The 13,935-nt window shown below is 68.0% G+C and carries 12 protein-coding genes; 3 read left to right on the forward strand and 9 right to left on the reverse strand.

Annotated elements, in window-relative coordinates; genetic code table 11:
* Position 1: 1 nt before the first annotated feature.
* The 7 genes from FZ983_RS07920 to FZ983_RS07950 form a co-directional block, all read right to left on the reverse strand.
* Positions 2-1,243 carry a glycosyltransferase family 4 protein gene (locus FZ983_RS07920; RefSeq protein WP_149222994.1) on the reverse strand — a complete coding sequence of 414 codons (1,242 nt, stop codon included), beginning with the start codon at positions 1,241-1,243 and terminating at the stop codon, positions 2-4.
* On the reverse strand, positions 1,240-2,520 hold the full coding sequence (locus FZ983_RS07925; protein WP_149222995.1) for a glycosyltransferase family 4 protein: 1,281 nt from the start codon (positions 2,518-2,520) through the stop codon (positions 1,240-1,242). Before FZ983_RS07925 ends, FZ983_RS07920 begins: the two co-directional genes overlap by 4 nt.
* A gap of 6 nt (positions 2,521-2,526) precedes the next feature.
* The gene (locus FZ983_RS07930) at positions 2,527-3,492 is read right to left on the reverse strand and encodes a GDP-L-fucose synthase (RefSeq protein ID WP_149222996.1); all 966 of its coding nucleotides are present in this window, start codon (positions 3,490-3,492) and stop codon (positions 2,527-2,529) included.
* A gap of 171 nt (positions 3,493-3,663) precedes the next feature.
* On the reverse strand, positions 3,664-4,659 hold the full coding sequence (locus tag FZ983_RS07935) for an SDR family NAD(P)-dependent oxidoreductase (RefSeq protein WP_149222997.1): 996 nt from the start codon (positions 4,657-4,659) through the stop codon (positions 3,664-3,666).
* Positions 4,660-4,706: 47 nt separating this feature from the next.
* Positions 4,707-6,062 (reverse strand): nucleotide sugar dehydrogenase, encoded by a 1,356-nt coding sequence (locus FZ983_RS07940; RefSeq protein ID WP_149222998.1) that lies wholly within the window; start codon positions 6,060-6,062, stop codon positions 4,707-4,709.
* A gap of 417 nt (positions 6,063-6,479) precedes the next feature.
* A complete protein-coding gene (locus FZ983_RS07945; protein WP_149222999.1) occupies positions 6,480-7,925 on the reverse strand; it encodes a flippase in 1,446 nt (481 codons plus the stop codon).
* Between the two features lie 91 nt (positions 7,926-8,016).
* Positions 8,017-10,290, reverse strand: coding sequence for a polysaccharide biosynthesis tyrosine autokinase (locus FZ983_RS07950; protein WP_149223000.1), 2,274 nt, complete (start codon positions 10,288-10,290; stop codon positions 8,017-8,019).
* A gap of 276 nt (positions 10,291-10,566) precedes the next feature.
* Between FZ983_RS07950 and FZ983_RS07955 the strand changes: the two genes are divergently transcribed.
* From FZ983_RS07955 to FZ983_RS07965, 3 genes are all read left to right on the forward strand, one after another.
* A complete protein-coding gene (locus tag FZ983_RS07955; protein ID WP_149223001.1) occupies positions 10,567-11,265 on the forward strand; it encodes a Crp/Fnr family transcriptional regulator in 699 nt (232 codons plus the stop codon).
* 100 nt (positions 11,266-11,365) lie between these two features.
* Positions 11,366-11,590 (forward strand): hypothetical protein, encoded by a 225-nt coding sequence (locus FZ983_RS07960; RefSeq protein ID WP_149223002.1) that lies wholly within the window; start codon positions 11,366-11,368, stop codon positions 11,588-11,590.
* A gap of 39 nt (positions 11,591-11,629) precedes the next feature.
* A complete protein-coding gene (locus tag FZ983_RS07965) occupies positions 11,630-11,833 on the forward strand; it encodes a DUF2892 domain-containing protein (protein WP_188092261.1) in 204 nt (67 codons plus the stop codon).
* Between the two features lie 78 nt (positions 11,834-11,911).
* Here FZ983_RS07965 and FZ983_RS07970 read toward each other — a convergent pair whose 3' ends face one another.
* Positions 11,912-12,481 (reverse strand): ActR/PrrA/RegA family redox response regulator transcription factor, encoded by a 570-nt coding sequence (locus FZ983_RS07970; protein WP_044553362.1) that lies wholly within the window; start codon positions 12,479-12,481, stop codon positions 11,912-11,914.
* Between the two features lie 36 nt (positions 12,482-12,517).
* Positions 12,518-13,927, reverse strand: a complete 1,410-nt coding sequence (locus FZ983_RS07975; RefSeq protein WP_247883654.1) for an ActS/PrrB/RegB family redox-sensitive histidine kinase — start codon at positions 13,925-13,927, stop codon at positions 12,518-12,520.
* Between the last annotated feature and the right edge of the window lie 8 nt (positions 13,928-13,935).

Raw genomic sequence — 13,935 nt, forward strand, 5'->3', positions numbered from 1 at the left:
GTCAACTCCCGGTCAGGGCCGCTCCGGCGGACCGGCCATGCTGGCCACCCTCCGGGTCGGCGGAATAGTCGGACGCATACTCCGTGTCCGCGCTGCGCTCCGCCTTCGGGCCGCCCAGCGCCACCACGGCCTTCTCCACCGACTGGGCGAAGAAGCTGGCATCGGCCAAGGCCTGGAAGGGCCGCCCGTTCAGGCTCAGACGGCGCCATTCATCCTCGTCCCCCGCGACCGACAGCATGTAGCGCGCCAGCCCCTCCGGGTTGTCCGGCTCCACGATGTGGCCGTTCAAACCGCTGCGGATCAGCACGTCGCGGGCGCCGCACTGATCGGACAGGATGGTCGGAACCCCCATGGCCAATGCCTCGTTCACCACCAGACCGAACTGCTCCTCCAAGGACGGCAGCAGCAGGCACAGTGTGGACCCCAACGTTTCGGCGATCCCCTTCTCCTGCAGGAAACCGCGGAAGATGATCGATCCGTCCAGCCCGCGCCGCGTCACCTCCGCCCGCAGATCCGCCTCCAGGGGACCGGATCCGCAGAGATGGAGCGGACGGGCGGCCGGACCGGCCAGCCGCCGGTAAATGTCGTAGGCTTCGACCGCCCGGAACAAGTTCTTCTTCGGGACGAAGCGCGCGATGATGGTGAAGTGGCGGTCGGCGAAGGGTACTCCGCCAGGGGCCGGCTCCATCCCGGACAGGCGCCGGATGCGGTCCAGGGACAGCGTGTCGTACCCGATATAAAGGCGGTCCTTGGGCAGTCCCAACAGTCGGAAGTAATCCACCGTGCGGTGGCTGCCGCCGATCCCCGCCTGATAGGGGGAGTAGAAGACGCTCTTGACCATCTCCCGCCACAGGATGCGCGGCTTGTCGTCGTATTTGGACGCGTTCATGTTGATGACCTTGCGCCCCGTCAGCCGCATGGTCAGGGCAAGCGCGAAGACGTCCGGATCCTCGTAATGGCACAGGAAGACGAAGCGCGCGTCGACGCGCCGGCATTCGCGCAGCAGGGCGCGGTAGACCGCGGCCTTCGACAGGTCGGCCTTCGACTGGCCGGGGAACAGGGTGATCTTGCGGAAATTCTGCCCCGTTCCGGTAGAATCCCAGGCGTAGGTGTGCGATTTCGACCCGACTTCCAGCCCGATCACGTCATAGACATGGCCCAGCCGGCGGCCGACCGCTTCCAGCCGATCCATATGGTAGGGGCCGAACATCTCCCAACTGAAGACCAGCGCGGGCTTCTTCATGCTGCCTCTCCCAACAGAAGACGGGCGTATCGGTCGAGGGCCACGGCGCGGGTGGCATTGGCCTCAACCCAGGCGCGGCCGCGGCGGCCCATCGCGGTTGCGCGGGCGGAGTCGGACAGCAGCGCCGCCACCGCCTCCGCCATTGCGCGCGGCTCCTCCGGCGGAGTGCACAGGAAGGCGCCGACCTGCGCTTCCAGCGTGGCGAGCGCCGACCCCGGCAGGCAGGTGCTGACGAAGGGCCGGCCGGCGGCGAGGATCGTCACCGCCTTGCCGGGCATGGCGAAGGCCGCCCCTTCGGGCCGCTGGGGCACGAGATGGACGTCGCCCTCCGCCATCGCTTCGTTCAGCTGGTCCTTGGGCGCCAGCGGCTGGAAGATCACGTTGCCGAGTCCCATGGCTCGGGCGCGCGACTTCAACTCCTCCTCCAGCCCGCCCTGGCCGCGCATCTTGATCCGCGCCTCCGGCATCAGCTCGGCGAGGTGCCCCGCCATGTCCAGCACCTGCTCCAGCCCCTGCTTGCGGGCGAAGGCGCCGCTGTAGAGCGCGGTCGGCGGCTGGTCGGGGCGCGGCAGCGGGTGGACCGCGTCGGCATCGACATGGGGCGGGATCACATGGATCGGCTTGGTGACGCCCAGTTCCTCCAGCACGCCACGCATCGGCTCCGACAGGACGACGATGGCATCGGCCCGGTTCAGCGCCGTGCGCTCCATGGCGCGGATCGCCTTGACCGCCGCCTTGCCGCCCATGCCGAGCGCACCGGCAAGCCCGGACTGGATGTCGTGGACGATGGCGACGTGGCGGCCGCCCGGCGTGGTCAGGCGGTCGGCGATGGCCACCGACAGGATCGACGGGCAGAGCGACAGCACCGCATCGTGCCGCCCGACCCGGCCGCGGGCGAGTGCGGCGGCGAAGCCGGCATGCAGCACGCCCTCATGGATCAGGCGGGCCTTCATGCCGCCGCCGGCCGGGGGGATGGTGGGCAGGCGCTCGATCAGCACCCCGTCCACCGTCTTGCTGTCCTGCGACCCGTCGGCGTAGCCGTCATAGACCTTGTTGCCGGGATAGTTGGGCCGCGCGGTCAGCACGGTCGTTTCGGCCCCGGCCGCCGCGAAAGCGGTGGCGAGGTCGGTCATCATCGGCGCGCTGCCGGCCGGCTCCGGCCAATAGCTCTGCGCCACCAGCAACAGCTCTTCCGGCACGGGCACGTCCGACAGGGAAAGCGAGCTGGACGGCCGGTCGGTGACCGGCTCCCGCAGATGGATGGAATCGTCCGGCATCGGGCTTTACTCCGCTGCCTGCTTGGAAGCTTGGCGACGGTCCGGAGCGGCGTTCTCCAGGAACCAGTCGTAGGTGCGGCGCAGCCCCTCCTCCAGCGACACCTTCGGGCGCCAGCCGGTGGCGAACAGGCGCGACACGTCCATCAGCTTGCGCGGGTGGCCGTCGGGCTTGCTCAAATCATGGGTCAGCGTGCCGGTGTAGCCGACGGTGTCGCGGATCAGCGCCGCAAGGTCGGCGATGGCGATGTCGTCGCCGGGGCCAACATTGATGATCTCCTCGCTGTCGTACCGGTCCATCAGGTGCAGGCAGGCGTCCGCCATGTCGTCGACATAGAGGAACTCGCGGCGCGGCGTGCCGGTGCCCCACAGCGTCACCGTCGGATCGCCCGCCAGCTTGGCGTCGTGGAAGCGGCGGATCATGCCCGGCAGGGCGTGCGAGGTCTCCGGATCGAAATGGTCGCCGGGGCCGTAGAGGTTGGACGGCATGGCGCAGATGGCGTTGAAGCCGTACTGGCGCCGGTAGGCCTGACACATGGTGATGCCGGCGATCTTGGCGACGGCGTAGGGCTTGTTGCTCGGCTCCATCGGGCCGGACAGCAGCGCCTCCTCCTTGATCGGCTGCTCGGCATGCTTCGGGTAGAGGCAGGAGGAGCCGAGGAACAGCAGTTTCTTCACGCCGGCGCGCCATGCGGCGTCGATGACGTTGTTCTGGATCAGCAGGTTGTCGCGGATGAAGTCGCCGCCGAAGCGGTCGTTGGCGAGGATGCCGCCCACCTTCGCCGCGGCCAGGATCACATGCTCGATCCCCTCGCGGTCGAAGAAGGCGCGCACCGCCGCCTGGTCGGTCAGGTCGAGCTGCGACCGGTCGCGGATCACGAGGTCGGTGTGCCCGGCCTCCGTCAGCCGCCGCAGAATGGCGGATCCGACGAGTCCCCGGTGGCCGGCGACGAAGATACGGCTGTTGCGGTCCATGCGGGCCGTCTCCTTAAGATCTTGTGCGAGCACTTGCCGCCGATTGCCCCCACCCCGACCCTCCCCCGCTGGGCGGGGGAGGGAGTAAGTGCTGATACGGCAGGGTGGCGGCAGTCCCTCCCCCGCCCAGCGGGGGAGGTTAGGTGGGGGTCTACCCCCCCGATCGACGCCCTACTCCGCCGCCTGCCCCATGCGCCCCAGATCCGCGCGTGCCCGCTCCGCATACCACTCGACCACGCCGGGCAGGCCGGCGGAGAGCGGGATGCGCGGGGTGAAGCCCAGCGCGGTCAGCTTGGCGATGTCGGGGCTGCGGCGGTCGGTGCCGCCGGGGGCGGCCGGGCCGGGCATCACCTGGGCCTCGCGGCCGAGGCAGGACACCGTCTGCCGGGCGAGGTCGGCGATGGTGACCTCCTCCGGGTTGCCGACATGGTAGATGCCGAGATGCTCGCCCTTGTCGACCACCGTCACGATGCCGTCGATGGCGTCGTCGATGTGGACGAAGGCGCGGGTCTGGCGGCCGTCGCCCTGGATTTGGAAAGGCACCGGCCCGCTGGGGTGGGAGGCGATCGCCTCCACCGCGCGGCGGGAGAATTCCGGCACCACATGCTCCCAGCCCATGTCGGGGCCGTAGACGTTGTGCGGACGGAAGATCGCCACGCGGTCGAAGCCGCTGCGGCCCCAGTTGATCGCCAGCAGCTCCGAGATCAGCTTGGAGCCGCCGTAGCTGTAGCGGGCGTTCAGCACGTCCGGCACCACCAGCGGCACATCCTCCGGCGTCGGCACCACCGGCGGGGTCTGGTAGGCCTCCGACGAGGAGGCGACGACGAGATCGCCCACCCCGTCGGCGCGACAGGCGTCCAGCACGTTCAGCATGCCGCGCACGCCGACGTCCAGGACCACTTCCGGCTTCTCGTAGAAATGCTTGGTGCCGTTGACGGCGGCCAGATGCAGCACGCCGTCGACGCCGCGCACCGCCCCGCGCACCGCGGCCGGGTCACGGATGTCGCCCTGGACGAACTCCACGTCGTCCAGCACGCCGGCCAGTCGCCCGGTATGCCCGCGCGAGTTGTCGTCCAGCACGCGGACGCGGTGGCCGTCACGGACCAGCCGCTGGACCAGCGCGGCGCCGATGAAGCCGCTGCCGCCGGTGACGAGATAGTGTTTCATGTCGATCAAATTCCTCTTCCCAAACCGCTTGGCAGGCCCGGATTGCGTCAGGCCACATGCGCGTAGCGGGCGGCGCCATGGCTGCCGAGCGCGACGTAGGCGGTGCCGTCCGGAAGGTCGACATCGCGGCTGTTGAAGTTGTTCCAGAAGTCGTAGATCACGCCCGGCCGGTCCATCCGCTGTGCCAGATCCGGCAGCGGCATGGAGGTGAAGACCGGATGGTTGTTCAGGATCACCGCCAGATTGGCGCCGGACACCGCCTCGGTCATGTTGGCCGCCGGCTCCAGCCCGAAGGAGCGGATGTCGTCCGGCCGCACCACCGCGTCGAAACCGCGCAGGCGGGCGGTGGGGAAGCGCTGGCGCAGCTCCTCCAGCACCGGCTTGGCCATGGTGCCGCGCAGGTCGTCGGTCGCCGGCCGGCCTTTGAAGGCGAGGCCCATCAGGCTGATGGTCGGCACCTCCGGGAAGCCCTGCATCGAATGGGCGAGCTTGCCGAGGAAGTCGGCGACCTCGACCGGCTGGCTTTCGTTGACCAGACGGCCGGCGGCGGTGATCGCCATCTCGACGCCGACCTCGCGCGCCGCCTCGATCAGGATGTGGGGGTCCTTCTCCAGGCAGGGGCCGCCGACCGGGCCGGGCAGCGGCAGGTTGGTGCGCGGGTAGCCCAGCTTGCCGGCACGGGCCACCTCGACCGCCGAGATCTCCATGGCGTTGCACAGCTTGGCGATCTCGTTGGAGAAGGCGAAGGTGACGTCCCGGTAGGTGTTGTCGACCAGCTTGATCAGCTCCGCCGTCTCCAGGGTGGAGACCTTGACGGTGGTCGGGGTCAGGAAGCCGAAGATCTGCGCCGCGCGGGTGGCGACGTCCAGGCTTTCCGCCCCGATGATCTGCGGCAGCTGGTTCAGTTCCAGCAGCGCTTGGCCTTCCAGCGTGCGTTCCGGGCAGAAGGCGATGTCGAACTGCTTGCCGGTGGCGCGCAGGATCGGCGCCACGACGTTTCGGGTGGTGCCCAGCTTCACGGTGGAGCGCAGGATGACCAGATCGCCGTCATGCAGGCAGCTGGCGACCTGACGGGTGGCCGCCTCGATCATGTCGGTGCGGACCCGGCCGTCCTTGCTGAGCGGCGTACCGACCGTGATGATGAAGACGCTGGCCTTACTGCAATCCTGCTGGTTGCGGCTGAAGGTGAAGCGGCCGCGCGCGATGACGTGGCGCAGCTTCTCCGTCAGGCCCGGCTCGTGGAAGTGCGGGTTGCCCTGACCGAGCTTGTCGAGCACGTCCTGCCGCACCTCGACCCCGTGCACCTGGAAGCCGGCGTCCGCCATCGCTACCGCCAGCGTCAGGCCGACATAGCCGAGCCCGAGGACGCAGACGTTACGATCGGAAAAAGTCTTGGGAAGCATCGTCGCTCCTGCCGTTTGCTGAGGCCCGCCACCGGCGGTGGGGCCTTGGAGTTTGGAGACGCCCCGACTGCCCTGCCCTGTCGCCAAGGATGCAGACGGAGAAACCTCGAAATTCGAAATTGTTTTCTTGTTGTGACTTCGCCGTGACGATGAAGTACCTCGTTACCGGCGTTGTGCAGCGCGAAGTGTTTCAGATATCGCCGTCCGATGGAAAGACCATGATTGCAGATCACGGCCGTATTAATGGTACTAACCCTCGCCGCGCCCTAATGAATGCTTGGAGGCACCAACAGAGACGTTCGAAAGTGGTGCAATAGGCACATTCCGTTTCCGCACCCGAAAGGCGATGGACGGCATTGCAAAATTGTCGGGTGCGATCACTGGAGCAGGCAGCCGGACTGTCATGCTTCACCTCCTTCACGCCGTGGCGCTGGTCAGCCGGCGCAGCCTTTTCGGGCGCACCAAGCCGGTCAGGACGGCCACCAGCGCATAGACCACGACCATCGCCGCGCTGCCGGCGACGAAATGCACCAGCGCCGGCATGCGGTCGAAGAACGGGGCGCCGACATGGGCCAGGACGAAGGCCGCTCCGATCGCCGCGCCGGCACACAGCATCGCCCGGGCGGTGATCCCGACATACAGTTCGCCCACTGCCCGACGGTGGATCCAGGCGATGGCGACGGTGGCAGCCAACTCCGCAGTGAAGGTCGCCATGGCGGCGCCCTCGATGCCATAGCGGGGAATCCACCAGATGTTCAGCAGGGCGTTCAGCGCGCCACCCGCAAGCATGGCGATCATGTAGCCGGTCTGCCGGTGCCAGACGAGCAGCGGGTTGCCCAGGATCATGTTGGCGTAGACCACCGCCGAGGCCAGCATCAGCAGCCGCAGCGCCAGCGTCGCCGGGGCGTAGGCGTCGCCGAACAGCGTGCCCAGGATGACCGGCGCCAAGGCGAAGCCCCCGGCGATGACCAGCCCGCCGACCGCCAGCATGACGCCGGCATAGGCGCGCATCCGGTCGCGCATCGGTCCGATCTCGCCATAGGACGCAGCCAATTGCGGCAGGAAGGCGTTCATCACGATGTTGCCGACCAGATTGGCAAGGGTCTGGATCTTCACCGCCGCGCTGTACCAGCCGACCTCGGTATGCGGAGCCAGGAAGCCCAGCATCACCACGTCCAGATGGGTGAAGATCGCCCAGGCGAAGACGCCGACCGCCATCGGCGTCGCCGCCGTCAGGATCTCGCGCCACACCTTCAGATCGATCCTCGGGCGCAGCGTGCCGAAATCTCGGCGGAAACGGCCGATCATGATCAGCGCGTTGACGGTGATGGAGCCGCCGGTGATGGCGGCTGCGGTGATGGCGTCCTCAGGTCCACGCACCAGGAGGAAGACGAGCAGCATGGAGCCGATGGATGTTCCGATCTCGCGCGTGGCGATCACCCCCATCTTCTCGGTCGCCTGGTAAACAAAGTCGAGCACCAGGGCGTTCCCGAGCAGCTGCACCGCCTGTACCAGAAGAACCGCCTTCACCTCCATCGGCTTGTCCAGCGACAGGATGAAGACCGCATAGATGGCACCCACCAGCAGGGCCAGGACGGTGCGCAGGGTCAGCACATGTTCCGACAATTCCGCCGCCTGGTCGCGGTCGCGCGCGATCTCGCGGATGGCGTAGGTGGACAGGCCCATGTTCACGAACAGGGCCGCATAGGCCATCAGCGACGTGCCGAACCCCAGAACGCCGAAGCTGTCCGGGCCCAGCACCCGCGCGGTCCAGGCGGCGGTGACCAGCCCGCTCGCCATCGTCGCCGCCTTCGCGGCGGCAAGGGCTCGGATGTTCCGGAAGATGCGGTGGCCAGCGGACATTCACAGGCTCTTCAGTGGTGGAAACGTCTTTTGAATCAAGGGGCAAAAAGCCCTCTCCCGCCCTGTGGGGCGGGAGAGGGGGGAGCCTTCCTCAGTTCGCGTAGTAGCGGCGGTAGCCGTGGTATCGGCCGCTGTCCGGGAACTCGTACTGGGCGTGTCGCCGGGTATCGACCTGACTGAACAGGACGCCCACCACCTCGCCGCCGGCCTCGACCACCTCCTTCAGGCCGGCCATGGCGGTGCCGCGCTTGGTCAGTCCCCAGCGGACGATGAAGACGGTCTGGTCGGCGAGCGCAGCCAGCAGCTTGCCTTCCGACACCGCCAGGACCGGCGGCGAATCCAGCACCACGCGGTCGTAGTTGACCGACAGGCGCGACAGCAGCTGGTGCATGCCGGACGAGCCCAGGGCATCCTGCGGCAGCGACGGGCCGTGACCGGCGGGGATGACGTGCAGGCCGGTGCGCGGATCGACCTGGATGACGTCCTCCAGCGCCGCGGTGCCGGCCAGCACCTCCGACAGGCCACGATTGTTGGCCATGCCCAGCATCTCGTGCAGGCTCTTCCGCCGCAGGTCGCAGTCGACCAGGATCGTCCGCTGGCCGGCATTGGCGCAGGTGCGGGCGAAGGCCGCGGCGACGGAGCTCTTGCCCTCGCCCGGAACCGACGAGCTGAACAGGATCACCCGGTGCCGCCCGTCGGGGTTGGCAAGCAGCAGCGAGGTGCGCAGGTTCTGCATCGATTCCGCGAAGGCGGAGACCGGCTTGTCGACCACATAGCTGGCGGGCGAGCCGCCGAAGCGCGGGATGCGCGGCACGATGCCCAGGCTGCGCACGCCGGTCGCCAGTTCGAACTGGTGCGGGCTGCGGAAACCGCCGTCGGCCCGTTCGCGCAGCATGGCCAGAAGCACGCCCAGCGTGCCCGACGCCACCAGCGCCAGAAGCACGATCAGCTTGCGGTTGGGCTGCGACGGGTCGAGCGGGATCGACGCCTCCGACACCACGCGGGCGTCGGGCTGGCGCATGTCGGTCTGCGCCGCGATCTGCTGCGACCGGGTCAGCAGCGCCTCGTACATCGACTGCGCGGTGGTGGCGTCGCGTTCCAGGGTGCGCAGGCCGACGGTCGCCTGCTGCTGTTCGTTCTGCTTGGCCTCGGCCTGATCGAGGCTGGTCTTCAGAGACTGCTCGCGGCCCTTCGCCAGCTCCACCTCGTTGCTGAGGTTGGAGACGATCTTGCCGACATCGGCCTTGATCTGGCCTTGCAGGTCGCGCAGCTGGCTCTGCAGGGCCTGCAGCATCGGGTGCTTGGCACCGTAGCGGTTGGTGGCGTCCGCGATCTGCCGCTGCAAATCGACCTCGCGTTCGCGCAGGGCCTGGATCAGCGGAGATCCCAGCACGTCGCCGACCGCCGAGGCGCCGCGCGGCGAATTGGCCATCGCGGTGACGTCGCGCAGCTTGGTCTCCGCCTCCTGCCGCTTGGTGCGGGCCAGGATATAGTCTGCGTTCAGCTGGCTCAGCTGCTGGCCGACCACGGTGCTCTCATTGACCGACGAGGTGGTCAGGCCATGCTGTGTCCGGTACTTCTCCACCGCGTCGCCGGTGGTCTGCGCTTCCCGGCGCAGGTCTGCCAGCCGCTCTTCCAGCCATTGGGTAGCGCGCTTGGACGCCTTGAACTTCTCGTCGAGCTGGTCGACCAGATAAAGGTCGGCCATGGTGTTGGCGATCAGGGAGGCCTTGCGCGGATCCTCGCTGTCGAAGCTGACGGCGATGACGTAGGAGCGGCCCTGCGGCCGGACCGACGTGTTGTCGAGCACCTCGTTGACCACCGATGTCAGATGGTTTCGCTCGATCTCCTCGGGCGACAGCGGCACGTCGCTGGTCTGCTTCCAGCTGTCGGGAATCCAATTGCGCGGGTTCAGCGCCGCTACCCAGCCGGGGGGCGGCGGCCGCAGCGAAGCGTTGAATTCCGGATCGTTCATCAGCTTCAGCTTCGCCACCACCTTCTCGGCGAAGGCGGGCGACTTCAGGATGGCGACCTCGCTCTGCAGGGAGCTGATGTCGGGCGTCATGTCGGAGACCACGCCCTCGAAATTGAGGACGGTGTTCTTGCGATGCTCGACCATGATCAGGGTCTCGGCCGTGTAGAGCGGCGTCATCCGGAACGCGGCGAGGACCGCCAATCCGGTGCCGACCACGATCACCGTGCCGATCAGCAGCTTGTGCCGCCGCAACAGCCCGGTGGTCCGGCGCACCGCGCTGGCGGCACTGGCCGACAGATCGTAGGAGATACCGGGAGAGACGGAACCGGGACCCCGCCGAGACTCAGGGGTATTGCGTCGGGGTTGTTCCTGAAGTTCCTGGGTGGCCAAGGGGGTCCTCCTCGCGTAACGACCGAATGCGCGGCCATAGGACCGTCCGTTAGCCCGATCCGCCGTTTCGGACAGTGGCTGCTGTCCGGCGGGCAGGCTCGGCGGTTCGTCCGATTGGCTGAAACGCAGTGTTAGTCCAGCCGTTGCATCGGCCATCCAGTGCATGCGGCGAGCAATGGGCGCGCAGTGGGTAGCCTTCCTGACCCTGTTGCAGTGCAGTATGGACCGCAGGGACGGGACGGGGGATAATAGGGGTTACTCGGAAGGACAGGTTCCATGACGAACGAACGAGCGGGCGAACGGACTGGCTGGGCTGCGCTGATCCCCACGCTCTTCCCCACGCTGGCCAGACTCGAACCGGACTCGGCAGCCTGCTTGGGCAACGCCGGCAGGCGGGTGAACGTTCCCCGCGGAACCGTTCTGTTCCGTGCCGGCGACCGTTGTCACACCTTCATGATGGTGCTGGACGGCGCGGTGCGGGTGCAGATGGCGTCGGAGACCGGGCGCGAGATCGTGCTGTACCGCGTCTCCCGCGGAGAGACCTGCATCGTCACCACCGCCTGCCTGCTGACCGACAACCCCTACAGCGCCGAAGCGGTGGCGGAGACCGACATCGACGCGGTGGCGCTGGCGGCCGGCCCCTTTCACGATCTGGTGGCCCGCTCCGCCGCCTTCCGCGACTTCGTCTTCGCGTCCTTCGGCAACCGGCTGACCGGCATGATGATGCTGATCGAGGAGGTCGCCTTCGGCCGCGTCGACCTGCGCATCGCCCGCTTCCTGGTGGACCGGCGCGACGATGCCGGGGGGCTGGACATCACGCATCAGGCGCTGGCCGTGGAACTGGGGACCGCGCGCGAAGTGGTGAGCCGCCAGTTGAAGGAGTTCGAACGCCGCGGGTTCGTGGCGCTGTCGCGCGGCCGGATCCAGGTGCTCGACCCGGTAGCGCTCGTGGCGCTGGCAGGACCTAGCATATGACATAAGTTTTACATTTAACGCTACGCATACGAACTTTACAGCTGTAAGGAGTATGAGAAATAGGATAGACTTAGTCATTTCCTGGACGGAGGTTTACGCCATGCCGTGCCGTCACGATACCCCCACCGTCTGCGCGATCCGGCAAATCCGCAACCACAGCCGCGAATGCCACAATCTGCCTGCCCGCGAAGTGCTGCTGCGGATCGAACGGCGGATGATTCAGTTTCTTGAAGAAGGCTCGGCTACGCCGTCGGGCCCACGGTCCGACCGGGACTGCGTTTCCAAGTGTGATTTCATCACAGACGGCAGGATGGCCCAGGCGTAGAGCGGTGGACATCACCGCAAATACACGACAGGTGCCGCCATGAATTGCCGCAACATGGGCCCGGTGGATCGCGCGCTGCGCGCCATCGTCGGGCTGATCCTGCTTTCGCTGACCGTCGTCGGGCCGCAGACCCTGTGGGGGCTGGTCGGGCTGGTGCCGCTGCTGACGGCCTTCGTCGGCTACTGTCCGGCCTACACGCTGCTGGGCGTCAAGACCTGCCGCACGGAAGACCGCACCGCCTGATGGGCGCATCCGCCGGACATGCGAACGGCCCGCCTTTCGTGGCGGGCCGTTCGCATTTTCTTCCGGAAATCCCCGCGCTCAGGCGCGCGGGGCGTGCTTGTTCAGGATGCGCTGCAGGGTGCGGCGGTGCATCTTCAGACGGCGCGCGGTCTCCGAGACGTTGCGGTCGCACTGTTCGAAGACGCGCTGGATATGCTCCCACCGCACGCGGTCGGCCGACATCGGGTTTTCCGGCGGCTGGGGCAGCGGACGGCCGTCGGCCAGCAGAGCCGATTCGACGGCGTCGGCATCGGCGGGCTTGGGCAGATAGTCGACCGCGCCGGCCTTCACGGCCGCGACCGCGGTGGCGATGTTGCCATAGCCGGTCAGCATGACGACGCGGGCGTCGGGGCGGGCGTCGCGCAGGGCCGACACCACGTCCAGCCCGTTGCCGTCGCCCAGCCGCAGGTCGACCACCGCGAAGGCGGGAGCGGATTCCTGCGCCACCTCGATGCCGAGTTGCACGCAATCGACCGCGACGACGTTGAAGCCGCGCTTTTCCATGGCGCGGGCCAGCCGCGTGCGGAAGGGGGCGTCGTCGTCGACGATCAGGAGGCTGCGGGTGACGTCGCCAGTGAATGTCAGTTTGACGGCATCGCCCGACAGCAGGTCATCGGTTGTTTTGAGGGTGTCCACCGTGAAACCTCATTTCTTGGCGTTGATGGTCTTCCAGCGCACGGAAATCCGCGCACCCGTTCCGCCCTGATTGGAGTACCCGCCGGCGGTCTGATCGGCGGGCGGAGTGCCGGCCGGCGGATTGTTGGTGTAGCGCACTGTCGCGCCGGTCTTTTCCAGCAGCGTCTGCGCGATGAAGATGCCCAGCCCCATATGCCCGCCGCCGGTCTGCCCCTTGTGTCCGGAGCGCTCGCCGCGCACGGACAGGTACGGCTCGCCGATCCGGCCCAGCAGATGGGGCGGGAAGCCCGGACCGTCGTCCATCACCGTGATGGTGACGCCACGGCCGTCCCAGGCGGCGGCGACCGTCACCTTGTGGCGGGCGAACTGGTGGGCGTTCTGGATGAAATTGCCGATGCCGTGGATGATCTCCGGGCTGCGGCGCAGGAAGGGTTCCTCCGCCTCGCCGACCGGGTGCGGTTCCACGACGAAGTCGATGTGGCCGAGTCGGTGTGGGGCGGCGGCAGCCTCGATCAGCGTAGTCAGCGGCAGCCGTTCGAACGGGTCGCCGCCGTCGGCCTCGGGCTTGCGCGCCAGATCGGCCAGGATCTCGCGGCAGCGCATCACCTGGCTCTGCAGAAGCTCGACATCCTCGCCATAGGGGCTGTCGGGCGGCAGGTCGCGCGCCAACTCCTTCGCCACCACGGCGATGGTGCCGAGCGGCGAGCCCAGCTCGTGCGCAGCGGCGGCGGCGAGCGCACCCAGCGCGCCGAGGCGCTGTTCGCGGGCAAGCGCCACCTGCGAGGCGGCGAGCGCATCGGCGAAGCGCCGCGCCTCGGCGGCGACGCGGAAGACATAGCCGGCGATGAAGACCGATGACACCGACAGCGACAGCCACACGCCGAAGGCATAGAGCGGCGCCATGGAACGCACCGGCTCCTCCCACGGCAGCGGGAAGTGCCAGAGGGCGAGCGCGGTCAGGCAGATCAGGTTCAGCCCGGTCAGCAGCACCGTGCTGTAGCGCGACAGGATGGCGGCCCCCACCGTCATCGGCGCCAGCAGCAGGATGGCGAAGGGGTTGCTCAATCCGCCGGTCAGATAGAGCAGCAGCGTCAGCTGCAGCATGTCGTAGCTGAGATACAGCGCCGCATCGCGGTCGGCCAGCCGCAGCCGGCCGCCCTGCTGGGCCATCGCCACCACGTTCAGCAGCGCCGACGCGCTGATCGCGGCCAGCACCGGCCCCAGCGGCAGCGGAAAGCCCAGGCCCAGGCTGACGAACCCGACCGCTGCCAGCTGCCCGATCACCGCGACCCAGCGGATCAGGATCAGCGTGCGCAACGTGATGCGGCCGTCGGGCTGCGCCCATTGCGGCGGTGCCGCGGCCGGAACCTGGGCGGGCAATACGCTGGCGAGCGTCACCATGATCCATACCCCCGGCATGCAAGCCC

The organism is Azospirillum sp. B21 (genome assembly GCF_008364825.1).
GTDB lineage: Bacteria > Pseudomonadota > Alphaproteobacteria > Azospirillales > Azospirillaceae > Azospirillum.